Source organism: Streptomyces caelestis (genome assembly GCF_001279005.1).
GTDB lineage: Bacteria > Actinomycetota > Actinomycetes > Streptomycetales > Streptomycetaceae > Streptomyces > Streptomyces heliomycini.
In genome coordinates, this window is record NZ_LGCN01000194.1 from 1 (window position 1) to 23,857 (window position 23,857).

At 72.0% G+C, this 23,857-nt stretch carries 19 protein-coding genes and 2 pseudogenes; 11 read left to right on the forward strand and 10 right to left on the reverse strand.

Annotated features, from left to right (window positions below; genetic code table 11):
- Positions 1–119: 119 nt before the first annotated feature.
- The 7 genes and pseudogenes from ADK41_RS16940 to ADK41_RS41710 all read right to left on the reverse strand — a co-directional run bounded on the left by ADK41_RS16940 (position 120) and on the right by ADK41_RS41710 (position 7,758).
- Positions 120–2,879: a helix-turn-helix transcriptional regulator gene (locus tag ADK41_RS16940; protein ID WP_234318931.1), complete on the reverse strand. Its 2,760-nt coding sequence runs from the start codon at positions 2,877–2,879 to the stop codon at positions 120–122.
- Positions 2,880–3,440: 561 nt separating this feature from the next.
- A complete protein-coding gene (locus ADK41_RS43210; RefSeq protein WP_030831026.1) occupies positions 3,441–4,682 on the reverse strand; it encodes a low temperature requirement protein A in 1,242 nt (413 codons plus the stop codon).
- Positions 4,679–4,972, reverse strand: a complete 294-nt coding sequence (locus ADK41_RS43215; RefSeq protein WP_234318932.1) for a hypothetical protein — start codon at positions 4,970–4,972, stop codon at positions 4,679–4,681. Before ADK41_RS43215 ends, ADK41_RS43210 begins: the two co-directional genes overlap by 4 nt.
- 82 nt (positions 4,973–5,054) lie before the next feature.
- A pseudogene (locus tag ADK41_RS44275) lies at positions 5,055–5,504 on the reverse strand (SDR family NAD(P)-dependent oxidoreductase); the annotation flags it as partial.
- A gap of 60 nt (positions 5,505–5,564) precedes the next feature.
- On the reverse strand, positions 5,565–7,022 hold the full coding sequence (locus ADK41_RS16955) for an aldehyde dehydrogenase family protein (RefSeq protein ID WP_199822406.1): 1,458 nt from the start codon (positions 7,020–7,022) through the stop codon (positions 5,565–5,567).
- 170 nt (positions 7,023–7,192) lie between these two features.
- Positions 7,193–7,591, reverse strand: a complete 399-nt coding sequence (locus tag ADK41_RS16960) for a hypothetical protein (RefSeq protein WP_030831034.1) — start codon at positions 7,589–7,591, stop codon at positions 7,193–7,195.
- Complete coding sequence (locus tag ADK41_RS41710; RefSeq protein ID WP_158717691.1) at positions 7,588–7,758, reverse strand: hypothetical protein; 171 nt, start codon at positions 7,756–7,758, stop codon at positions 7,588–7,590. The genes ADK41_RS16960 and ADK41_RS41710 overlap by 4 nt, the downstream gene beginning before the upstream one ends.
- A gap of 98 nt (positions 7,759–7,856) precedes the next feature.
- Here ADK41_RS41710 and ADK41_RS42130 point away from each other — a divergent pair.
- Together ADK41_RS42130 and ADK41_RS16970 are read left to right on the forward strand one after the other, a co-directional pair.
- Positions 7,857–8,030, forward strand: a pseudogene (locus ADK41_RS42130) (IS5/IS1182 family transposase); the annotation flags it as partial.
- 64 nt (positions 8,031–8,094) lie between these two features.
- On the forward strand, positions 8,095–8,694 hold the full coding sequence (locus tag ADK41_RS16970; RefSeq protein ID WP_030831037.1) for a hypothetical protein: 600 nt from the start codon (positions 8,095–8,097) through the stop codon (positions 8,692–8,694).
- Between the two features lie 515 nt (positions 8,695–9,209).
- Here the strand turns inward: ADK41_RS16970 and ADK41_RS16975 are convergent.
- Positions 9,210–9,464: a hypothetical protein gene (locus ADK41_RS16975; RefSeq protein ID WP_053635877.1), complete on the reverse strand. Its 255-nt coding sequence runs from the start codon at positions 9,462–9,464 to the stop codon at positions 9,210–9,212.
- A gap of 198 nt (positions 9,465–9,662) precedes the next feature.
- Here ADK41_RS16975 and ADK41_RS16980 point away from each other — a divergent pair, with 198 nt between their 5' ends.
- Entirely contained in the window at positions 9,663–11,552 is a 1,890-nt protein-coding gene (locus ADK41_RS16980) for an ATP-binding cassette domain-containing protein (RefSeq protein WP_380956357.1), read from the forward strand.
- An 808-nt stretch (positions 11,553–12,360) separates the two neighbouring features.
- On the opposite strand, the gene ADK41_RS16985 is transcribed toward ADK41_RS16980, so the two are convergent.
- Both ADK41_RS16985 and ADK41_RS16990 read right to left on the reverse strand, forming a co-directional pair.
- Complete coding sequence (locus tag ADK41_RS16985) at positions 12,361–13,578, reverse strand: nucleotide disphospho-sugar-binding domain-containing protein (RefSeq protein ID WP_234318933.1); 1,218 nt, start codon at positions 13,576–13,578, stop codon at positions 12,361–12,363.
- 407 nt (positions 13,579–13,985) lie between these two features.
- Entirely contained in the window at positions 13,986–14,366 is a 381-nt protein-coding gene (locus tag ADK41_RS16990; RefSeq protein ID WP_234318934.1) for a DUF4190 domain-containing protein, read from the reverse strand.
- 295 nt (positions 14,367–14,661) lie between these two features.
- Here ADK41_RS16990 and ADK41_RS16995 point away from each other — a divergent pair, with 295 nt between their 5' ends.
- From ADK41_RS16995 to ADK41_RS17030, 8 genes are all read left to right on the forward strand, one after another.
- Entirely contained in the window at positions 14,662–15,039 is a 378-nt protein-coding gene (locus tag ADK41_RS16995) for an ASCH domain-containing protein (protein ID WP_199822407.1), read from the forward strand.
- A gap of 283 nt (positions 15,040–15,322) precedes the next feature.
- The gene (locus ADK41_RS17000; protein WP_030831050.1) at positions 15,323–17,455 is read left to right on the forward strand and encodes a cellulose binding domain-containing protein; all 2,133 of its coding nucleotides are present in this window, start codon (positions 15,323–15,325) and stop codon (positions 17,453–17,455) included.
- Between the two features lie 886 nt (positions 17,456–18,341).
- Positions 18,342–20,756 (forward strand): sensor histidine kinase, encoded by a 2,415-nt coding sequence (locus ADK41_RS17005; RefSeq protein WP_030831053.1) that lies wholly within the window; start codon positions 18,342–18,344, stop codon positions 20,754–20,756.
- Positions 20,753–21,199, forward strand: a complete 447-nt coding sequence (locus ADK41_RS17010) for a roadblock/LC7 domain-containing protein (RefSeq protein WP_037804750.1) — start codon at positions 20,753–20,755, stop codon at positions 21,197–21,199. The genes ADK41_RS17005 and ADK41_RS17010 overlap by 4 nt, the downstream gene beginning before the upstream one ends.
- Positions 21,196–21,594 carry a DUF742 domain-containing protein gene (locus tag ADK41_RS17015; protein WP_030831059.1) on the forward strand — a complete coding sequence of 133 codons (399 nt, stop codon included), beginning with the start codon at positions 21,196–21,198 and terminating at the stop codon, positions 21,592–21,594. The genes ADK41_RS17010 and ADK41_RS17015 overlap by 4 nt, the downstream gene beginning before the upstream one ends.
- On the forward strand, positions 21,575–22,165 hold the full coding sequence (locus ADK41_RS17020) for a GTP-binding protein (RefSeq protein WP_030831061.1): 591 nt from the start codon (positions 21,575–21,577) through the stop codon (positions 22,163–22,165). The genes ADK41_RS17015 and ADK41_RS17020 overlap by 20 nt, the downstream gene beginning before the upstream one ends.
- Before the next feature lie 881 nt (positions 22,166–23,046).
- Complete coding sequence (locus ADK41_RS42145) at positions 23,047–23,223, forward strand: hypothetical protein (protein WP_167353474.1); 177 nt, start codon at positions 23,047–23,049, stop codon at positions 23,221–23,223.
- Positions 23,224–23,272: 49 nt separating this feature from the next.
- Positions 23,273–23,857 carry a helix-turn-helix domain-containing protein gene (locus ADK41_RS17030; RefSeq protein WP_030831065.1) on the forward strand — a complete coding sequence of 195 codons (585 nt, stop codon included), beginning with the start codon at positions 23,273–23,275 and terminating at the stop codon, positions 23,855–23,857.

Consider the following 23,857-nt stretch of genomic DNA (forward strand, 5'->3'; position numbering starts at 1 on the left):
GATGTCTCCACGAGGATGGCCCGGCCGGCGTGCCGTCAGCCTCCGTCAGCCGACTGACATCCGGCCGACGGCTCGCTCACGTCAGTACCGGGGCAGTGCTGGGACCCGACCGGCGGCTCTCACCGCCGGGCGGCCGGAGGCTCGGGAGGCAGCGCCTCCAGAGCGTCGCGGAGCCCGGCCCGCGACGTGACCCCCAGCTTCGGGAACACACGGTAGAGATGCGACGACACGGTCCGCGGCGAGAGGAACAGACGTGACGCGATCTGCGGGTTCGACAGCCCCGTCGCCGCCAGCCTGGCGACCTCCAGCTCCTGCGGGGTGAGGGCCTCACCGGCCTTGCCCCGGCCGGCCCGCGTCAGCCCGGTGGCGCGGAGCTCCGCCGTGGCCCGGGCCTCCCACGAACGGGCCCCGAGCTCCTCGAAGCGGCCGCGGGCGGCGGCCAGCTGCACCCGCGCGTCGCGGTTGAGCCCCTGACGGCGCAGCCCCTCGCCGTACGCCAGATGAGCACGGCCGACCTCGAAGGGCCACTGCCCGACGCCCGGCAGTCCGAGCGCCTCCTCGAAGCACCGGACCATGTCCTCGGCAGCCGATGTCATCGCCGTGACCGTGGCCGAACTCAGCGCGAACCGCGACGAGAGGTGACCGACACCGGCCTCGCGCAGCGCGTCCGCGTGCCGCCGCGCCTCCGCGTGCCGCCCGGTGCGCACGGCGGCCTCGACGAGGTCCGGCGCGGACCACACGGCCTCGGGGCTGAACGGCGGCAGCACACCGGGGGCGCAGATCGCCGTGGCGTGCCGGAAGGCCGTCTCGAAGTCGGCGGCGCCGAGGGCCGCCCGGGCCGCCGCCTGGTGGGCGCAGTTCTCCAACCGCCGCAGGCCCCTGGGCCCCGACCAGCCCCAGATGTCCTCGCAGTGCTCCCGGCACGCGTCGAGGTCGCCGCGCTGGGCCGCGGCCATCGCGGCGACGTAGTGCCCCACCTGGGCGAACAGGTGGTACCCCGTCTCCTCGGACAGTGCGACGAGCTCGTCCGCGGCGTCGGCCGACGCCTGCCACCGGCCGACGTACAAGTCGTCCAGGGCGACGAACATCAGGGCCGGCATGCTCGAGCCCACCGCGCCGCCCTCGCGTATGACCCGGGACACGGCCTCGCGACAGCCCGGCAGCCGGTCGAGGTACGAGGCGGTCAGGGCGGTGCGGATGACCACGTCGGCGTCACTCTGGTCCCGCAGCCGCGCGATCTCCTCGTCCAGGCGGCGCAGCATGCCGTCGGTGACGGAGCCGAGGCCGTGGTGGACGCGCCCCAGCGACGCCGCGGCGGCGGGCGCCGCCTCGGGGAACCGGGCGAGCACGTCGACCAGGGGCCGCCAGTGCTCGGGCCGGCCCGAGTACTGGCTGGCGAGGGTGAGGGTGAACAGCGCGGTCTCCAGCTCCTCATGCGGCGGGCCGGGCATCACCGGGGCCTGCTCGACCGCCTCCATCAGGAGTGCGTGGGCCGTATCGGCGTCGCCTTCCGTGACGAGCACCAGGAAGCCGGCCGTCGCGGCCGCCGAGAGCGACCGGGCCGCCGGATTGCCCTCGACCTCACGCATGATCTCGTGGCTGACCTCCAGATGGCCCGCCACCCAGGCAGCGGCATAGGCGGCCTGCGAAAGGCGGCGCCTGCGGTCCGCTCGGTCGGGGCTCAGCTCGGCCGCGCGCCGCAATCTCGCTATCGCGCCGTCGGCGTCACCGCGCCGCAGGCTGCTCCGGGCCGCCGACTCCACGACGGCGGCTACCGCCTCGTCGGGCGCCGTCGTGGCTCTCGCGAGGTGATCACCGCGCCGCTCGGGCTGGCCGGCCAGCGCGTCGGCCAGCCGGCGGTGGGCGCCGCGCCGCTGTTCACCGGTGGAACCGTCGACCACCGCGGACCTGACCAGCGGATGCCTGAAGCGCACCGCGCGGCCGTTCTCCGTGACCATGACCAGGTGGTCACGCTCCGCGGGAGCGAGTTCCCCCAGGCTGCCCGGCCCGCCGGCCGCCTCAAGGACGCCGATGTCGCCGGAGCCCTCCAGAGCCGCGAGCAGCAGCAGGTCGCGGGTGCTCCGCGGCAGTCGTCCGACGCGGGCGCCGTACAGAGCGCGGACATCCCGCCCCGGGCCGCTCACCCACCCCGACCCTTGGCCGTGTTGGTCGCCGGACACCCCGGTGGACCCGGCGAACTCGAGCAGCGCCAGGGGATTTCCCTGCGCCTCGTGGGCCACGGTGGAAAGAACCCGGCGGGGAAGGTGAGCAAAGCGTCGGGACAGCAGCCGCAGGGCGTCCGCGTCACCCAGCGGCGCGACCTCGAGCTCCGACAGACCGGTGGACCGGAAGGATTCGCCGGACTCCGCCCGCTGCGCTCCGAGCAGCCCGATGCGGCGGCCCCCGAGTCTTCTGGCGACGAAACCCACCGCGGCCCGGCTCGCCTGGTCGACGACATGAAGGTCATCGACCACGAGGAGCAACGGCCGCTCCTTCGCGGCCTCGTCGAACAGGGACAGTGCCGCGTTCAGGACGGCGATCCGGCTCGGCGCGGGACCGGCGCCGAGACCGAGGGCGACCTCGAGGGCCTCCCGCATGGAACGCGGCAGACGACCGAGCTCGTCCGGCAGCGAGCCGACGAGCTGATGGAGCCCCGCGAAGCTGATGTCCGTCTCGTACTCGACACCGCTCCCGCGGACGACCCGCACTCCCTTCGCCACCGCCAGCTCGGCGGTCGCGTCCAGGAGCGCCGTCTTCCCCACGCCCGGATCACCGGTGAGCAGCAGGACGGCTCCGTCCATTCCGGCCGTGTCCAGGAACGCCGCAAGCTCGGCGAGCTCGCCCTCCCGGCCGACCAGCCCGGTCGGGCCGACGCCCATGCCTGTCCCTGACTTCGCCCACATCCGCCGCGTCCCTCGTCCTGCCTCGCGAAGCAGTCGAAACACTAGCCACGCACCTGACCAGGAAGTATTGCACCCACCGGCAAACGGAGCCTGAAGCCATCGGCTTCGCCGACACCCGCAGCTCCCGAACGAAGATCCTGCAGAACACCCGTCGGGCGCTGCAGCCCCACCGCAACGGCAGCACCAAGGGCAGTCAGCCTTCCCGGGGAGCCCTTCGAGTTGGCTGATGACGGTGATGTGGGTGGCGTCGACGTCGGCGGCCGCAGCGGCGTTGGGGACCTTGGTGGTCTCGGCTCCGTCGATGAGTGCGCGACCCACTGGGCGGTGCCCACAGCGCGTACGGTCGCGTGGGGCACCGCGTCCGCGCCCCGCCGTGAGGACGTTGTCCAGGGCCGGCGGGTTCGCGGTGCCGAGCGGGTGCGTCCCCGTCGTCGGCGTGAACAACGTGTCGCCGTCGTCGAGCAGGTGCACCGGGCGCACGGCACGGGCGCCGTCGTACGCCGTGCCGGCCAGGTTCCCGCGGCGGCGAGGGTTCCCTCACAGAACTGGCACCGCGACGCCTTCCTCGCCCCTCCCGCGCTCCGGGCTCGCCCCGAGCGCCGTCAGCGTCACCCCGGCCGCCACCGCCAGCGCCGCCACCAGCCCCGCCGCGAGCACCGCCCAGTGACCCAGGAACGTACAGACGACCACCAGCAGCGCCGTGGCCGGCAGCACCGACTGCTGGGCGATCCCCACCTTGTAGAAGCGCGAGTGCAGCGCCCACACCGTGAGCAGGAACAGCGCTGTCGGCAGCGTCACCGCCGCCGACGCCGACAGCGCCGAAAGGTGCGTCTTGCCCACCGCCTGCTCCACCGCCACCTCCAGGCCGGCCCCGATCGCGGCACCCGAGACGAAGATCAGGTAATGGCCGTAGCCCCAGAGGAAGGACTGCCGGTTGGACCGGAGGTGCCCGTGGATGGGGACCGCGAAGTACACCCACCAGGCGGCGAAGATGATCAGCAGTCCGCCGGCGGCGATGGGCAGCAACTCACCCAGGGCCTCGTGCTCGTCGATCCCCGACTTCACGGCGACGGTGGCCGCCGCGATGGTCTCGCCGAGCACGATGAGCGTGAGCAGGCCGTACCGTTCGGCGATGTGGTGGGGGTGCCACGGCGTGGGGTGGGCCCGCTCCGCATACAGCGGTACGGCCATCTCCAGCAGCGCCATCACCAGGAAGGCCCACGGGCGGCCGGCCTCCGGCAGGGCCAGTAGCCCCAGCCAGCCGATCCGGCACAGCCCGATGGCGTACCGCAGCGCCATCGTCCGCTCGGGGCCCCGGCTCGACCGCGCCACGCGCAGCCACTGCGCCGTCATGGCGAGCCGCATGATGACATAGCCCAGGACGACGACCAGGTACGCGTGTTCCTCGAACGCCTGGGAGACGCCTGCCGTCAGGACGAGCACGCCGGCTGTCTGGATCAGCGTGACGATCCGGTACAGCACGTCGTCGTTGTCGTAAGCCGAGGCGAACCACGTGAAGTTCATCCACGCCCACCAGATGGCGAAGAAGATCATCAAGTAGTTGAGGATCCCCTCGCCCGTGTGTCCCTCGACCATGGCGTGCACCAACTGGGCGCCTGCCTGGGCCAGGGCCACGATGAAGCACAGGTCGAAGAAGAGCTCCAGTGAGGAGACGCCGCGGTGGGTCTCGTCGCGGCCTCGCGCCGTGAGCCTGCGCAGTGGTCTGTGGTGTGCGGGCGCCGCGGAGCACACCGGCGGCGGAGCCGGGCTGCTTGTCATCTGGTGAGCCAAGCTCCGAAGTACCGCTGCAGTCGGGGATTGATCTGCCAGACCATCGCTGCTGCCGCCGCCGGGACGAGTACGGCGAGTCGCACCGGCAGGTACAGATCCTCCAGAACAGGATTCGTGGCCAGGCCCAGCAGGACGATGGTGGGGTAGATACCGCACACGGTGAGGAGCCACAGCTTCCAACGCCGGACGGCGGCCGGAACGGTGGGGCCGAGCCGGGGTTCGGCGTTCGCGAACGCGTTCCGGCTCTGCGCCCGGAGCGTGTGCCGGATGTCTGTCACTGCCGGTGGGCTTGGCAGTCCAGGATCGTCGGCACCGTAGGCATGGGAAACAGTTCTCTCGTTCATGGACCACTCCACATCGACATGCTGCGTATCGTTTTGATTCCATCGGTTCCTGCGCGACCGAGGCGATGTCGGCGCTGCGTGATGGGCTGCCCGAGCGCAACGGCGGCAGCAGTTGCCGGGTGATCAGCACAGGGCCCAGATGGTCCACCGCCGGCCGCTGCTGGTATCCGTCCGCTGACATGCTTCGGATGGTGCCGTTCCAGGTGAAGCCCACACCCGCGTTGTTGACCGGCACGTCGAGGCGACCGTGCCGTGCCGCCACTTCGGCCGCGAGTCGCTGGGTCTCGGCCGGAGCGGACAGGTCGGCGATGTAATGCTCGGCCCCGAAACGCTGCGCGATCGGCACCGGTCGCTGCGAGGCACGACCGTGCGGAAGCAATTGGTGCACGGCTTGTGCAAGCTCCTCCGCCAAAGCGAGACCAGGACCGTTCGTCGCTCCGGTGATCAGAATCGACGCCTGGCGCAACCTTCCCGCGCAGGGGACGGCCCGGTGCCCAGGTGGGCGCCGGGCCAGGTCATGATCCGATCAGTGAGCGGACTGGGTGTGGTCCTGCTCCACGTACACCTTGAGGGCCTGGAACTCCTCGATCGCGCGCGGGCCGCACAGGTAGCCGTAACCGCTTCCCTTGACGCCGCCCTCCTCGAAGTCCTCGCTGATGGCTCCCCAGGTGTTGATCCATACGGTGCCGGTGCGGATGCGCCGGGCGATCCGGCGGGCCTTCATCGAGTCCGAGCTGAACACCGAGGCGGCCAGACCGTAGATGGTGGCGTTCGCCTTGGTCACGGCGTCGTCCTCGTCGTCGAAGATCTCGAACGTCTGGACCGGGCCGAAGACCTCTTCCTGCACGATCCGGACGTCGGTGCGGTCCACCTCGATCAGGCTCGGCCGGTAGAACGCGCCGGCGGCCAGCGGACCGTCGGTGACCACACCGCCGCGCAGCAGTACCGTGCCGTACGAGGTGGCTTCCTCGACGATCGCGTCCACCCGCTGGGCGGACGCCCGGTCGATCACCGGGCCGAGCTGGGCCTTCTCGTCGTCGCCCGACCCGAGCCGCACCTGCGCGAGCGCGGCGGTAAGCCGAGTGCGTACCTGGTCGGCGATGTCCCGGTGGACCAGTACACGGGAGCCGGTGCAGCAGAACTGCCCGTTCATCAGCACCAGCGACTGCACCACGGTGGGGATCACCATGTCCAGATCGGCGTCGGGAAAGATCACCATGGGCGCCTTGCCGCCCAGTTCCAGACCGAGCCGCTTGAGTGTGGTGGAGGCCGCGGCCGCGATATGGCGCCCGACCGGCGTACTGCCGGTGTAGTTGATCACGTCGACCTTGTCCGAGGAGACCAGGAACGGGGCCCCGGTGTTGCCGGACTCGGTGAACACGCTGACCACGCCCGCCGGGATCTCCGGGACCGAGGCCAGGACCTGCGCGAAAAGCTCATTGGTCAGTGCCGTCTGAGCCGGAAGTTTGACCACGACGGTGCAGCCGGCGGCCAGCGCCGGGCCCAGTGCCCGCACGGTCAGCATGATGGGGGAGTTCCAGGGAGAAATGATCCCGGCGACACCGAGCGGCTCGGGCACCGAGTGGGTGTACTGGCCGGGTGCCGTCTCGGCGGCGCGCCCGGCGGTCTGGGTGCGCACAGAGGCCGCCGCGTACCGCAGCCACCCGACTGCACCGCTGACCTCCCACGTGGTCTCACCCAGCAGTTTGCCGTTCTCCCGGGACAACATGGCCGCGACCTCGGGTACCCGGGCCTCGAGGGCATCGGCCAGCCGGCTGAGTGCGGTCGCCCGGAGCGAGGGAGTGCGCGCCCATTCGGTGGTCTCGAACGCGGCGGCGGCTGCGTCCACGGCGGCCGAGGCCTCTGCCTCGCCACCGTCGTAGTACGAGCCGACGACGGTGCCGTCGGCCGGGTTGACCGATTCCAGAACCGACCCGGAGCCGGTCCACTGTCCGTTGATCCAGTGCTGCGCGATGGTGTTCATGGTCCGTTCCTCGTGGTAACGCCCGGGTACCGGGCGGATTCGATGTCTCCACGAGAATGGCTCGGCCACCGTGCCGACAGCCTCCGTCAGCCGACTGACATCCGGCCGACGGCTCGCTCACGTCAGTACCGGGGCAGTGCTGGGACTCGACCGGTGGCTCTCAGTGGACGTCAAGTCCGCTTCTGGTAGCGGCCTCGTCCGGGTTGAGTGAGGAAGCCTTGGCGGGTGAGGCGTCCGAGGCGGCTGCGGGTGATGTCGACGGATGCCTCGTCGGTGGGCATGCCGAGGCGTTCGTGCGGTTCATGGGCTCGGAACTCTTGATCGGGATGCTGGTCGAAGGTGTTCACGATGGCCTGGTGGGCGGTGTTCGTCTCGGGCGGTGCGGGTTGGCCTGAAGCCGGTGCGAGTTCGGCGATGACCTTCCAGGTGGTGACCAGGTTCGCGAGTCGTGCTTCGGTCTTGGCCAGGGCGGCGGTCAAGTGCTGGATCCGATCACGCAGTTCGTCGGCACGGGCTGCGGTCTTGTCCTGCTGGGCCTGGAGGTCGGCCAGGAGCTCGATGACGCTCACGTGGCCGGTCCGAGGGTGTCGCGCCAGGCCGGACTCGGTGTGGTGAGGCGGCGGGTCATGTTCGCGATCGAGGCCCAGTGGATGCGCGAGGCGGACGTGTCGGGCCGGTGATCGTACTCGCGGGCCGGTCTGCGGTGCAGCATCGACGTGCCGTTGACCTGCTCCACGATCCACCTCTTCGGTTGCGGGACGAAGCCGCTGCCCTGGTCGGCCGGGTTGGTTGCGGCGGACGACTGCGACGTCGGTGTCCAACAACGCGCCAGGAGGCATCGAATCCTCCCAACGCCTCGGCCGTCACCGTTGGACCGTGGAGCGCACGGTGGCATGACTGTCCGGGTGCCGCCGTCTGCACCGCCGATACGGGCGCAAGGACGAACGCTTCCTGGCCTTCGCCGACAACGCCGCCGCTCTGATCTGCTATCGCAGGCTGGCAGCCTGACCGGCGAGACCTCCGCGCTGGGATGATCCTGTCGCAAAGACGACACAAGCCAGCGAGGAACGCCATGACCGACTACCTGGCCGCCGCCATGGCGATGCTCGGCCCGGCCCGGAACCGTTACGCGGACCCCTCCGCCTGGGACCGGCTCCACGCAGAACGCGGCATCCGGCTGCCGACCGACTATCAGACCCTCGTGGACGCATACGCTCCCATCCAGCCCAACGGCCACCTGTACCCGCACCACCCCGCGACCGAACGCTGGAATCCGGGCCAGGACATACAGGACGCCATCCGTGCTTGGTCCGAGGTCTCCTGGGACGACCTCGACCCGGACGAGGACCCTCGCCTGCTGTTCGGCCTCACGGAGTTGAGCTTCGGCACCCGCAACGGGCTGTGGCCGATCGCGAGCACCGACCGAGGCGAGACGCTGTTCCTCGTGGCTGCGGACGATGCGGCCCCTGGGCTCCTGGCTGAAGACGGCGAAGGCAGCTGGGCTCGGTTCGAAATGAGCTTCGCAGAATGGCTCTACCGCTACCTCATCGGCGAAGACATGACTGGCCCCCATACCTTTGCCTTCTACCCCGGCCCGGTACAGCTGTGCCGACTTCCGATGACCGCTGACGAACGCCCGGAGCCATGGAACGGGCCGGACCGCGGTATGTGACCCTCCACGCCACGGCAGCCGCAGGCTGCCCTCCCAACCTCCCGGAGAACCGAACGAGACGATCTCCTGTCCCTGTCCGCTCATGCTGTGGTGACACCGAGCAACCATGTGCGGAGGCCGTCGGGGGCAGCGGAGCGCGCTGTGGCGCAGGTCGGCCGGCACCGAGTCGGCACGCCACGGACCCCGTGCTGGTTCCGTGCCGGCTTCGAAAGCCGGAATCACGGAAAACCGCAGGTCCTAGCTCCGATCGGATGAGTTGTCGTACCACTCGACGGTGGTGCCGATGAGGGACGCGGCGACGATGTGCTTGAGGTTGTTCGGGGCCGGTGGAGCGGTTGCGGGCGGGTGGAGCGGTTGCGGGCGACGACATCGGCGCCACTTCCTGGGGTGTGACGGGGACGTTTGCGTGTCGCCACACCGTAGGAATCCGCAGGTCAGGCGCACATGTGGCGGGGCAACATAGTTCGGGGGTCGGCTATGCGTGCGGCCGCCATGCCAGTTCGTGGAAAGCCGGTTCAGGGATCGACGGTGGTCAAAACGAGTGGCGTCCGGGCCGCGAAGACCTCCGGGAGGCGGTCCAGGTCCTCGGCCGTGACGGTGACCAGACGCAGGCCGTGATGGCGGGCCGGTTCCCGTGTGCACGCGAGCTTCGCCGCGTACGCCTCCTTCGTCATGAGGCCCAGGGCTTCGACGAACGTGCCGTCCGCCAGGCGCCAGTCGGCCCGTAGGCCGGTCGTGGGCGGTCGGCCGCTTGAAACCTCATGCGTCACAAGAGTTCCGAACGTCGGCGATTCGGCCATGGTGGGCCGCCGCCCAGGAGCGGTACAGCGGGCCCAGGGCCATACGGGCCGTGCGGCGCAAGGGATCCACGCCGTCCGGAATCGAGCGCGTTCGAATCCCGGTCGGCGTCGTTAAGCCGTGCACTGCCGAACCGCCCAGGTACGGCACCGACCTCACGGAGGGACCAGGTGACTGTGACCGCCGCCTCGACGAAGACCCCCGACACGCCTCCCCCGCCACCGCCGGCCACCATCAGCTTCGAGGGCAAGTTCGGCAAGAACCCACTGGAAGGAGCCGGCTTCGGGGCGATGTGCCGACGCTTGCCCTCCGTACTGGCCCACACCGCCCGCAAGGCGTGGGCCGTCGACAGGGCAGGCTCCGTTCTCCTCCTGGTGTGCCAGGTGCTCACCGGCGTCGCCGCCGCTGTCGTCCTGGCCTCCACCGCCCGCGCCATGACGCACGTCCTCGGCGGCGGCACCGTTTCCGAACGGCTGCACGGAGCGGTCCCCGCCTTGATCATGGTGACCCTGGCCGCGGGCGCCGGCCGGGTCTGCAGCCTCCTGTCCTCGTACGCGGATGGACGCATCACGCCCCTGCTGACCACCGAAGCCGACGTCGCGCTCGTCTCCGCCGTCCTGCGCGTGGAGTCGTCCGCCTACGGGAGGGACGGTTTCGCCGACCAGCAGGAGGCGGCCGAGATCGGCGTCACCCGCACACGCCTGATGGTGCAGGACGCGCAGCGGTTCATGTCCGCCCTGATCCGCATGATCGCCGCCGGCGGGGTCGTCACCGCACTGCACCCGCTGATGCTGCCGGTGCTTCTCCTGGCCGTGCTGCCCGCCGGCGTCGGAGCCGTGCTGTCGGCCCGCGTCGACTACCGCACGCACTTCCTCAACCTCGGCGACCGCAACGTACGCGCCATGATGCGCAGCTGGGCCACCCACTCCCGCTTCGGCGACGAGATCCGCGCCAACGGCATGACCGGCTACCAGATCTACTGGTACCAAGCCCTGTCCGACCGCATCGACCGGCGCACCCTGGAAGCGGCGCCGCAGATGCTGCGCATCCAGTCGTCCACCAGCGCCCTGGGCGGCTTCTTCCTGATGTGCACCTGGGCGACCCTCGCCGGCCTTGCCGTCACCGGCCGTATCGCGCTGCCCGTCGCGGCCACCGCGGTGGTCGCCGTCCAGACCGCGCTCGCCGCGCTCTCCCAGGTCGTCATCAACGGCGCTGCCCTGTTCCACACCTCGCTCTACCTCGCCGACATGCGGGCATTCCTCGACCTCGCACGCGAACGCGCCCCGAAGCGGGGTGAGCTGACGATCCCGGAGCGGATCGACGAGATCCGTATCGAGGAAGCCGTCTACCACTACCCCGGCAAGGAGGATCCGGCCGTCGCAGGTGTCTCCTTGACTCTGCGCCGCGGCGAGATCCTGGCCGTCGTCGGCGCGAACGGTTCCGGCAAGTCCACCCTGACCAGGCTCATCACCGGGATCGTGCTCGCCGACAAAGGGCGCGTCCTGTGGGACGGCGTCGATCTCGCCGACGCGGACCCCGACTGCGTGTGGAGCCGCACCTCACTGGTCCCCCAGAACTTCGCGTGCTGGCCGTTGCGGGCCCGCGAGAACATCACTCTGGGCCAGCCGCGCACCCAGGACGACGAGCCGGTGTGGGACGCCGTCGACGCCGTCGGCATGCGCGAGGAGATCGAGAGACTGCCCCGCCGGCTCGACACCCTGCTGGCCCGGGAGCTGTTCGGCGGCGCCGAACTGTCGGGCGGCCAGTGGCAGCGGCTCGTGTGCGGCCGCGCGCTGTACCGGCAGACGCCGCTCATGATCCTGGACGAGCCCACCTCGCAGATGGACGCCCGCGGCGAGCACGCGATCTTCACGCAGATCAAGCGTCTCGCACCCCGGTGCGTGACGATCGTCGTCACGCACCAGTTGGAGAACACCCGGCTGGCCGACCGCATCCTCGTGATGGACAAAGGCCGCGTCGTCGAGCAGGGCACGTACGACGACCTGGTCGGTGCGGGCGGCCAGTTCGCCGACCTCGTCGCCCTGGCCAAGGACCGCTGACCCACCCACGGAACCGAGACCCGCATGACTGACACCCGGCAAATGATCGCCGACCTCGCCGGCCGCCTCGACGACCGCTCCACGCTCCCCGCCCGGCAGGTCCCAGGGGGTGGGGGCGAGATCCTGTCGGTCGGCGCCTCGTAACGGTTCGAGTTCGGATTCGCGGGAACCCGGTTCCCTCTCGTCCCGCTTCCGTGCACGCTGCCGGTCGACGGCTGCGGCCGCCTTGTTCGTGTCCGTGACCGGAGCGGCGGTCGAATCGACACGGACGGGGGATCTCTGTGCTGAGCCGGTCGAGTGCCTCTTCCGCGGATACTGACATGGCGCGGCACCGTACGAGCGCGGGTACGGGCGCACGAAAGTGCGCATGAGCGCTCGCGCCGCCTCGGCAAGCAGGGGACGGCCGGCTCATCCCCGTCGGCTCAGGCCGTCGATGACACCGGGCAACCATGTGCGGAGGCCGGCGGGGGCAGTGGAGCGCGCCGCGACGCGGATCGGCCGGCACCGACCTCGCCTCCTCACCCGCACAGGGCGGTCGAGCCTCCGACCGGCACGGAGACCACGCTCCGGGACACCGGCGCACGGGCCCGTGACGGACGTCGGCTCCGCGTCCCGGTTCCCGCACGGGGGAGTGGGGGGAACGGCTGTCCGCGACTGCGCGGGAGGACGCCGCGGGCGCGCCGCTGGGACTGGCGGTGAGCGGACAGGGGACAGCCGGCGAGAACCGTGCCGCGCCCACGTCGGCAGTCCGCCGCGGGGCGTGAGCGGGCGGGAGCAGGGGCCCAGGTTCATCCGAGGACCGGTGGGATCACCCCGTGGCGGCCCGCTCGATCAGGTCCGCGGCGGTACGCAGGCCGTCGCGCGCCCGGATCGTCTCGCCGGTCCCGGTGAGGGTGCGTCGCAGAGCCGTGTCGCCGAGCAGGCGGTCGATCGCGTCGTGGAGTCGGGCGTCGGTGAAGCGGTACGGGTCGAGCCGGACGCCGTACCCCAGTTCGGCCATGCGCTGGGCGTTGTCGTGCTGGTCCCAGAACAGCGGCAGCAGGATCATGGGCTTGCCGAAGTGCAGGGCCTCGGTGGTCGTGTTGTTGCCGCCGTGCGTGATGACGAGATCGACGAGCGGGAGGATCCGGGGCTGCGGCAGGAACTCCTCGCCCCACATGTTCGGCGGCAACTCGATCTCCTCGTGCAGCGGGCCTTTGGAGACGATGCAGCGGTGCGGGGTGCGGGCGAGCGAGGCGATGACCCCGCGCATGAGGTCCACGTCGGCCGAGCCGAGCGAGCCGAGGCTGAAATAGATCAGCGCGCCGTCGCCGTCGGCCAGGACGGGCGGCAGCGTGAAACTCTCCCGCGTCTCGCGGACCGAGGAGTCCAGCCGGTGCCAGGTGGGGCCCAGCGGGCGGGCGTCCGTGTAGTCGGCCGACTCGGGATAGACGTACAGGTTCAGATCGCCCTCGTGGATGAACTCCAGGTCGGGCAGCGGACGCGCGCCCTGCTCGGTCACCCAGGCGTTGAAATCGCTCCACAGGCTCCGGTGCGTGCGGTCGTACTCGGCGCGGAACTCGTCCCACCCGCTCCGTTCCCCGGTCGGGTATCCGGAGAACGGCGGCGGAACGCGCTCGCCCTTCATCTCCAGGGGGTTGCACGAAACGACCCGCACGAAAGGAACGCCCGCCGTGGTCAACGCCGGGAAGCACACGACGTTGTCCTCGACGATCACATCCGGCCGGACCCGGTCGATGATCTCCTTCAGCCGCGGCTCGCAGTACCGGGCGCCGGAGACCAACTCCTCCCACACCGGCTTGATCCAGGTGCCCAGTTGCTCGAGGGTCGGCTTCCGGAACTCGGGCGCGGTGTCGCGTACGAAGTCCTTCCAGAACTGGCCCGCGTCCTGGGGCTGTTCGGGCGGCGGAGCCAGATCGACCAGTTCCTCCTCGAAACCGAGCGGCGTGAGGCGGCCCTTCCAGGACGCCTCCGCGGCGAACACCACACGGTGCCCCCGGCGGCGCAGCACGTCTCCGATCCCCACGCAGTTGTTCGTCGGCCCGTACGCGCTCTCCGGTGCGAAGAGGATGGTCAGGGGCCGTAACGGTCCTCCCGTAGGCGACAAGACCAACTCCTCTGACGACGAAGGCGGTTCCGAAGTCTCGCACCGGATCCGAACGCCGGGCAAGACCACCGGGACCGCCGTCCGGCGACGGCACCCGGCCCACTCGCCCGCCTGCTCGGCCAGGACGGACCGGACCGGCGGCGGCGCCATGGCTCGCGCTGCCGTGAGTGCCGGTCATCGGCTCCTGTCGTCCGGCCCGCAGCAGGCCGCATCGGGCAGGGCCTCGTTCCCCGGTCGGCGCCGACTCCAACGGGCCGGCGGCGGAAGAACCGCGACTCCCGGCGCCGGTCGGACGGGTCGCCCTCGCCGGGGCAGGCGTCACCCGGTCAGTTGTCGATGTCCTCGTCGAAGTCCTTGGCGCACGCGTCGCGCTCGCTCTGCGTGTCGGCGTGCCTGACGCAGTCGTTGAAGTCCTTGAACTCGTCCGAGTTGAGGATCGACGCACCGATTGCGATGATCACGACGGACGCGATCGTTCCCAACGCGCCGAGGACCGCGCCCACGATGGACATCGTGCCGTGCGGGGCCCGGCCGCCACGCGCCGTGCGCGCACCGACGATGCCGAGGACCAGCGCCAGGATACCGAGCACGACACCGCCGACGACGGTCCAGAAGAGGACGACCGACAGGATGCCGAGGACGAGCGCGGCGATCGCCGGTCCGTTCCCCCGTCTCGTGCCCGGCTGCGTGAGGTCGTTCCGTGGCATGGGGTTCTCCGGGAAGGACATGTCGTCACCCTCGTTTCCGGGTTCGTTCCAGTGGGCCGTCGTACACGCCGTCTGCCCCGGTGCCGGGGCCGAATGCCTCCGGCCGGGCCGACCGGAGGCGGCGGTGAACCGGTCCTCGGCTCATGGGGAATCCCGAAGGCGGTGCGGCGACCGTTCCCCACGCGGTCCGCGGGGTGGCGTGCCGGAGGCGCATGATGATCGTTCCGAAGCGGTCAACGCCCGTCGTGCCGGCGATCGAGTGAGGCGATGGGTTGTGCGGCCACGAGTCGACGGCATGCGCACGATGGAGCCCGGCACCTCGGGCGGGCTGCGGGGCCGGCTCGACTCGCTGGTCCTGGCCGGGCGGAAGACCGCCACGACCTGCCTGCCGGCCGAGTACGTCGAGGAGGCCGAGGGCCTCGAGTCCGTCGGTGAGCGGATGGCCCTCCTGGACGACGACGGTCACGCGATCGCCGTCCTGGAGATCACGGGGGTGGAGCAGAAGCCCTTCGTCGAGGTCACGTGGGAACACGCTGCCGCCGAGGGCGAGGGTGACGCCTCCCTCGAGGAGTGGCGCACGGTGCACCGCGGCTTCTGGAGGAGCGGGGGCGCACCGGTCGAGGACGGCACTCCCGTCGTGTGCCTCACCTTCCGCGTCGTGAAGACCTCCTGACCGCAGGTCCCGGCACCGGCGGGAAACGGCCGCCACGGGCGGCCGGTACACCCGCGGACGGCCCGTCTGTTGACAGGACGTCACACCCCTCCCATCATGGGAGCGCTCCCACCGACGGAATCCGCCACGCGCGGCCCGTGCACGACCGCACCGCATCCACGCACCGCTTCCTGTGCCGCCGGCGCGGAACGTCCTGTTGCCGTGCCGGCAGTCCGCTTGTCCGGCCGCACGGTCCGGCGTCCGCCGCCCGTTCGTGCCGCCGGACCCCGAGGGAGGACCCCCCATGTCCTTGCCGCAGAGATCCGGCCGGCCGGCCGGTGCCGGCGTCCGCCACCTCGCACGCGTCGCCGCCGCCCTGGCCGTCGCGCTCGCCCTGCTGTCCCCGCTGAACACCGCCGGCGCCGCGTCGGCCGCGGCGCCCGAGGAGCCCGCCGCGGACGTCGGCGTCCGGGTCAACGCGCAGGCGTCACTGGGCCGCATGTCCGACACCGCACGCGGGGTCAACACGGCCGTCTGGGACGCGCACATGAACGATCCCGAGGTCGCCGACCTGATGAAGGCGGCCGACGTCGGGGCGATGCGCTACCCCGGCGGCTCGTACGCGGACATCTACCACTGGGAGACGCACACGGCGCCCGGCGGATACGTCGCCCCCGGCACCGGCTTCGACGCCTTCATGGGCACCGTCCGCGCCGCCGGCGCCCAGCCGATCCTGATCGCCAACTACGGCTCCGGCACACCGGAGGAGGCGGCCGGCTGGGTCCGGTACGCCAACGTCACCAAGGACTACGGTGCGCGGTACTGGGAGATCGGCAACGAGATCTACGGCAACGGCCATTACGGCAGCGGCTGGGAGCACGACGAGCACGAGGACAAGAGCCCCCGGGAGTACGCCCGTCAGGTCCGCGCCTACGCCGAGGCCATGAAGGCCGTCGACCCGACCGTCAAGATCGGCGCGGTGCTCACCACCCCGGGCGAGTGGCCGGACGGCATCGTGGGCGAGGGCGATCCGGGCGACTGGAACCACACCGTGCTCTCCGAGGTCACCGACGTCATCGACTTCGTGAGCGTCCACTGGTACGCGGGCGGCGCCGACACCACCGCCGAGGACGCCATGACGAGGCTGACCAGGCTGCCCGGTGAGCTGCGGGAGGTGCGCAACCAGCTCGACCGGTACGCGGGCGCCGACTCCCCGCGCATCGGCATCGCCCTCACCGAGATCAACACCAACACCGGCGGCGCCATGCTCACCGCCCGCCCCAACGGCCTGTTCGCCGCCGACGCGTTCCTGACGGCCCTGGAGAACGGCGTCTTCACCGTCGACTGGTGGAACACCCACAACGGCGCGGGCCGGATCACCACCGTCGACGGCGAGACGGACTACGGCGACATGGGGATGCTCTCCAGCGGCGCCTGCACCGGCGACGTCTGCGAGCCGGCGCCCAACACGCCGTTCCACCCCTACTACGGCATGAAGATGACCGGTGAACTGGGCACCGCGGGCGACACCCTGGTCGCCGCCGCGTCCTCCGCGCAGGACGTCTCCGCACACGCCGTGCACCGCCGTGACGGACGTCTGAGCGTCCTGCTCATCAACAAGGACCCGGACGCCGCCCGCACCGTGGACCTCGCGTACACGGGCTTCACCCCGTCCGCCGCCGCACCCGAGGTCAGCCGTTACGCGCGCGGGGACGGCGACGTCACCGACGTCACCGACGGCGGGGCGTCCGCCTCCCGGGTCACCGTGCCGCCGTACGGGATGCTCGCCGTCACGCTCACCCCGCAGGCCGGCACCGGGCCGGACGCCTCCGGCGCCGAGGCCCCGGGGACGCCGCGGCTGGCGGCGGTGACCGACACCACCGCGAAGCTGTCCTGGGAGGGCGCCGCGGGCGCCGCCCGCTACCTGGTCCAGGAGCGCGACGGCGCGCACACCCACGTGGTGGGCGAGACCACCGGCACGTCCGTGACCCTGCGGAACCTGCCCCCGGGCAGCACCCACACGGTCAACGTGCTGGCGGCCGACGCCTCGGGCCGGCTCTCCGCGCCGTCCACCCCGCTGACCTTCACCACCGGCAGCCCGCCGGACGCCCCCTGCGCGGTGACCTACCACCACGACACGAGCTGGGGCAACGGCTTCGTGGCCACGGTCACCCTCCGGAACCTCTCGGACACCCCGATCACCGGCTGGACCGTGGACTGGGACTGGCCGACCGACCGTCAGTCGGTGTCCTCCGGCTGGAACGCCACGTTCCACCAGACCGGCCGGCACGTACGGGTGACCGCCCCCGAGGGCGCCGGGCCGCTGGCCCCGGACGGCGGGTCCACGGCCTCGTTCGGCTTCGTCGGCGCCAACGACGGGCCCAACCCGCAGCCGACGGCCTTCCGCCTCAACGGCGCCGTCTGCTCGGGAGGCTGACACCCGGTCCGCCCGGGACCGGCGGCGGGGTGACCCGCCCCCGGGCGGACCGGTCTCCCGCGGGGTGAGGGACGCACGACCGTCCGGCCGCCGCCCGCCTGGCACGGCGAGCGACGTGCCTTTCGAGTCAGCAGGAACTGCCGCAGGACGACGAACCGCTCCCGCACGACGACGAACCGCTCCCGCACGACGAGGAACTCCCGCAGGAGGAGCCGCTCCCGCAGGACGCGGAACTGCCGCTGGAACTGCGGTCGGCACAGTCGCTCGGCGAGCCTCCGCTCGCGCCTCCCTCCCACCAGGACGGCTGGTGGAGCGTGTTGCCCGTGTCGTGCGCCGACGCTCCGCCGTGCGCGGCGCCGGTCCCGGCCGGCCACGTTCCACGGCCGGCCCCGGCACCCGGGTGGTGCGCGGTCGCCCGCATGCCCGGATCGTCCCAGGCGCGGCGCCACGCCCGGCGCACCATCCAGGTGACCCCCGTGACGAGCACCAGCACGCACCCGCCCACCCACACGAACGCGATCCCCATGACGTCCCCCCTTCCGCCGGGCCTGCGCGCCGACTGTCCGCAGGCTGCCCCGCCCGCCGGTGGCCCGAAGCGCCTTTTGAGCAAGTCCAGAGCTTCGGCGCGGCCACGCGCGCACCGGTGCGGACGGTCCGGCGGCGCCTGCGGGGCCGGCCGGTCGCGGTCGTGGTGACGGAAACGCCGGAATAAAACATTCCGTTACGGGGCGACAGGTCCGTTTTCGTGAGCGGCGTTCGCCCGCACCGTCGAATGTGCTTTCGGCCTTCGCGCACTGTATGGCTAATATCAGGCCATCAACCGCTACTGTCTGGCGCGTTCTTGTCACAGGTGCGGCCGACCGGTGACGAGGAGGGTGTCCGGCGGGTGAGCGGATCGAACAGGGACGGGCGGCGCGGAAGGAACGGCGCGCGGGCCGGTCGCCGGCGCGGGGGCGCGCCGGACGAGCGGACGCGGACGGCCGGTGAACGGCGCCTGCCGCTGCGCGCGGTGCTGCTGGTGCTGCTGCTCGTGCCGAGCGTGGCGCTGGTCGGGCTGTGGGGCCTGGCCACGTACGAACTGGGCAACGAGTACCGGGTGCAGGCCGCCCAGCACGACTTGAAGACGACCGTGGGCCCGCGCAACGCGGCCCTGTTCAACGCCCTGCAGCGGGAACGGCGGCTGACCCAGGAGGTGCTGGCCGCGCCCGAGGCGTCCCGGACCGCCCTGGTCGGGCAGCGCGCGGCCACCGACCGGGCCCTGCGCGCCTTCGAGCCGCTGGTCTCCGCGGACACCAGCGACGGCCAGCAGGGCCTGGCCGCCGCGATCTCCCGGACCGTGCGGGTGACCGACCGGCTCGCGCAGGAGCGCCGCGCGGTGGACGCCGGGACCGTCGACGAGGAGCGGGCGTTCACCTACTACACCGAGGCCATCGCGGCCGGCACCGAGGTCTTCGCCGCGATCTCCCGCGGCGCCAACGGCGAGGTGACCGGCCTGTCGCAGGTCCTGTTCGACCTGAACGGGGCCGTGGACATGATCAACCGCGAGGACGCGGTGCTGGCTCGGGGCTGGCCCTCGGGCCGGCTGTCCGACGAGGACTACGACCTGGTCACCGACGCCGTCGGCACCCACGAGTACCTGCTCAAGTCGCGTGTGGCGCCGAACCTCAACGCCGAGGAGAGCCGGCTCTACACGGCGATGACCAAGAGCGAGGAATGGCGGAAGCGGGTCGAGCTGGAGGAGCGGCTGCAGGCCTCCGACGGTGAGGGCGTCGCGCTGTCCCCGGCCCGCGCCAAGGAGTGGCGGACCGCGGCGGACGCCTCGGTCGCCCGTCTCGAGGAACTCATCGGCGCGCACAGCCAGGTCTCCGACGCCGCCGGCGCCGCCGCCGTGCGGGAGCTGAAGCTGTACCTGTACTCCGTCGCGGCCCTGGGCCTGTTCGCCGTCGTCCTGATCGTGCTGATGACCTGGCGGCTGACCACGCTCCTGCGCCGGCGCGTCCTCGCCGTGCACGATCAGGCGCGGGACCTGGAACAGCGGCTGCCGCAGGTGGTCGCCCGGCTGGAACAGGGCGAGAACGTGGACGTGGACGCGGAGGTCCCGGAACTGTCCCCGGCCGCGGACGAGTTCGGCGAGCTGAGCCGGGCGCTGAACCTGGCCGGCCGCACCGCGGTGCACACCGCGGTGCGCCAGGCGGAGCAGCACCGCGGCTTCGAGCGGCTGCTGCAGCGCATCGCGCGCCGCACCCAGCTCCTGATCGGCCTGCAGCTGAAGAAGCTGGACGCGTTGGAGCGCCGGCACGAGGACCCACAACTGCTGGAGGACCTGTTCGACCTGGACCACCTCACCGCCCGGCTGCGCCGCTACGAGGAGAACCTGGTGATCCTCGCGGGCGGTCAGCCCCGGCGCCGCTGGCGCAGACCGGTGCCGCTGCTGGACGTCCTGCGCGCCGCGCAGGGCGAGGTCCAGGACTACCGGCGCATCGAGATCGACGTCGAGGGCCGGCCGTGGATCTCCGAACGGGCGGTGGGGCCGTTGATCCACATCCTGGCCGAGCTGATGGAGAACGCGACCGCGTTCTCCAAGCCGCCGGCTCCGGTCGAGGTCAAGGCGGCGCCGGTCAGCCGGGGCGTCGTGGTGGAGATGGAGGACCGCGGGCTGGGCATGGAGGCCGAGCAGTACGAGGCCGCCAACGCCCTGATGCAGGAGCCCCCGCAGATGGACGTGATGACCCGCGCCGACGACGTGCGCCTGGGCCTGTACGTGGTGGCCCGCCTGGCGGCGGGCCTGGGTCTGCAGGTGGAACTGCGGCCCTCGGCGTTCGGCGGCACCCGCGTCATCGTCCTCGTCCCGCAGGACCTCGTGGCCGAGCGGCCCCGGTCGGTGCCGGACGCGGCCGGCGACCCGTCGCCGAAGGACGCCGGCACCCCCCTCACCCCGTCGCGCCGGCACGCCGAACCCCGCCCCGCGGACGGCGCGGACGAGCTGCCGGTACGGTCGCGGGGACAGGCGATGGCCGACGTCACCGCACCGGCGCCGGCCCCCGCGGGCCCGCCGGCCCCACAGACCGGGCCCGTACCCCTGCCCCGCCGGACGCGTCAGGCCAGTCTGGTGGCCGAACTGCGCGCGCCGGCTCCGCACGACCCCCCGGTCTCCCCGGCCCCGTCCAGCGCCCCGGCCCGCTCCGGCGCCACCATCGGCGCCTTCCAGCGGCAGTCCCGCAAGAACCGCGCCGCCGGCGCGCGGCCGTCCGCGCCCGGCACCGACCAGTCCGAACCGCCCACGAGGGAAGACCGAGGATGACTCAGCGAACCACCGCCACCGACGCAGACCTGGACTGGCTCCTGGACGGACTGGTCGACCAGGTGGCCGGCACCCGGCATGCCGTCGTGCTGTCCGACGACGGCCTGGTGATCAGCCGCTCGAAGAGCGTCGAGCGCTCCGACGCCGAGCGCCTGGCCGCGATCGCCACCGGTCAGCAGAGCCTGGCCCGTGGCGTCGGACAGCTCTTCCAGGGTGGTCCGGTCCACCAGGTCATCGTCGAGATGGCGGACCTGTGGCTGTTCGTCACCGCGGCCGGCCGGGGCACCCACCTGGCCGTGGTCGCCTCCCAGGAGGTCGACGCCGAAGTGATGGCGGTCGCCATGCACACCCTGGTCCAGCAGGTGGGCCAGAAGCTGGGCACCGAGGAACGCACCCCGCAGTCCGACCCGCCCCCGCCCGCCGGCCCCGGGGCCGGCGCATGAGGCACTGGACGGAGGACCTGGAGGACGACGCGGACGAACCGCTGGTCCGCCCCTACACCATCACCGGCGGCCGCACCACCGCCGGCCGTGACGACCTGACCCTGATCACTCTGATCACGGTACGGGCCACGCCCGGCACGGACACCGCGGCCGGCCGGCCCGCACTGCAGCCGGAACACCGCGCCGTCCTGCGCCTGTGCGCGCGCAGGCCGGTCGCGGTGGCCGAGATCGCCGCCGAACTGGACCTGCCGGTGTCGGTGACCAAGATCCTCATCGGCGACCTGATCGACGCCGGCCGGGTACGGGCCCGGCCGCCCCTGGCCTTCGCGCACAACGGCGCCCACCCCGACATGACGATCCTTGAGGCGGTGAGAGATGGGCTTCGCGGGCTCTGATCCGGCACAGACGGCCCAGGCCGTGAAGATCCTGATCGCCGGTGGCTTCGGCGTGGGCAAGACCACCCTGGTCGGCGCGGTCAGCGAGGTCGCCCCCCTGCACACCGAGGAGTACCTGACCCGGGCCAGCGTCGGCGTGGACGACCTGGTCGGCATCGACGCCAAGACCACCACCACCGTCGCCCTGGACTTCGGGCGCATCACCGTCAGCGACGAACTGGTGGTCTACCTGTTCGGGACCCCCGGCCAGGAACGCTTCTGGTTCATGTGGAACGACCTGGTGCTCGGAGCCCTGGGCGCGGTGGTACTGGTCGACACCCGCCGTCTGGAGGTCAGTTTCGCCTCCATCGACTTCTTCGAAAGCCGCGGGGTCCCGTTCGTCGTGGCGGTCAACTGCTTCCACAACGTCCGCGACCGCACGCCCGAGGAAGTCCGCACCGCCCTGGACCTGGACCCGCAGGTTCCCCTGGTGATGTGCGACGCACGCGAACGGACCGACGGCAGGGACGTCCTGCTCACCCTGATCGAACACCTCATGGCCCGTCGCTCCGCGCCCCGGCCGACCGTGTGATCCCTGACCGTGCCGCCCCTCCCGGAGCGGCACGGTCCCGGCGGGGGCGACACCGCCACCGCCTCCCCCCGCTCCCACCGCGTCGTGAACGTGTGCGTGCCCGGCCCGGCCGTCGTCCTTCTCCGGTGGGCGATCTCCCGGGGCACGCCGGCCCGGGGCACGCCGGCCCGGGGCACGCCGGCCCGGGGCACGCCGGCCCGGGGCACGCCGGCCCCGGCCCACGCGGTGCGCCCGTACACGGACCGCACGGCGCGGACGGTCACGCCGGGGGTGCGGGGCCGTGACGCCACCGGCCCACCGCCGGACGCGGGCCGCCCGGTCGCGCCCCCTCCCGCACGGGGCTCCGGGGCGTCGGCCCCCTGACGCGGCGGGTACGACGGACGGCCGTGGACGAGTCCGCCCGGTGCGCCGGCGGGCGAGGCGGATCCGGGCCAGGTGTCCTCGGCCCGAGTGGCGCCGGACGCGTCGGTCACGTGGGCGGCGCCGTCGGCGCGGTCGACCACCACGATGTCACCGGAGCGCTCGTCGGCGGCGACCGAGAGGGCGCGGTCGCCGGTCGCCGCGGACTCGGTCGCAGTGGCCGACACGCTGCCGTCCGCGCTGCTTGGGAACCGCTCGAGGAGGGCGGTGCCGTCGAACGTGACGCCCGGGGGCGCACCGGGCGACCGCCGCCGCCCCGGCCGCCCGGTGGCTGACCGGCTCGGCGCTGCTGCCGGTCGGCTGTGGAACCCCTGCGGGGCCACCGCTCGGCGGCCCGGTTTGCCGTACTGCGAGTAACAAGATCAAAGTTGATGTGTGCGCCTCAGGCAACCGTTTGAGGTGACCCCATCCCCTTGCGGCGCCCGTGATCCGTGGCGCCCGGACGACCGTCAGGAAGTCGCATGCAGCCGTCGTACGACCGCCTCGAGCAGAGCCGCCAGGACTACGAACAGCACCTTCGAAGCTGCCGCCAATGCGGGGCGGACGGCATGCAGTGCCCCGTGGCCAAGCACCTGAGGCGGCTGCACAACAACCTCGCCCGAACCGCTCGCCCCCGCCCGGAGGCTCCCGCCCGGTGAACCTCTCCCGGCCCCGACGCGTTCTCTGATGCGGGATGCCATCCCGAATATGAAACATCGAGAGGGTGGGCCGGCCCCGGACCCCGTCGACGTCCGGCTCGGCGCGCGACTGGCCGAGCTCAGGGGCGAGCACGGCCGGCCCCTCGGAGAGCTGGCGGAGCGCAGTGGGATCAGCCGGTCCACCCTCTCCAGGGCCGAGCGGGCGGAGACCAGCCCCACCGCCTCCCTGCTCAACCGGCTGTGCGCCGTCTACGGGCGGACCATGTCCCAGCTGCTCAGTGAGATCGAGGCGGAGCCCGCGCCGGTGGTGCGGGCCGCCGACCAGCCGGTGTGGCAGGACAGGGCCTCCGGTTTCGTCCGCCGGTCCGTGTCCCCGCCGCACGGCGGGCTGCGCGGCGAGCTCGTCGAGGGCCGACTCGACGCCGGTGCGGACATCGCCTACGACCGGCCGCCCGTACCCGGCCTGGAACAGCACATCTGGGTCCTGAAAGGGGTCCTCGCCGTGACGGCCCGGGACGTCGAGCACCGTCTCGGGGGCGGCGACTGCCTCAGACTCCGCGTCTGGGGGCCCACCCGGTTCCGTTGTCCCGGCCCCGAGGGCGTGCGCTACGTGCTGGCGGTGGTGCGGCCGTGA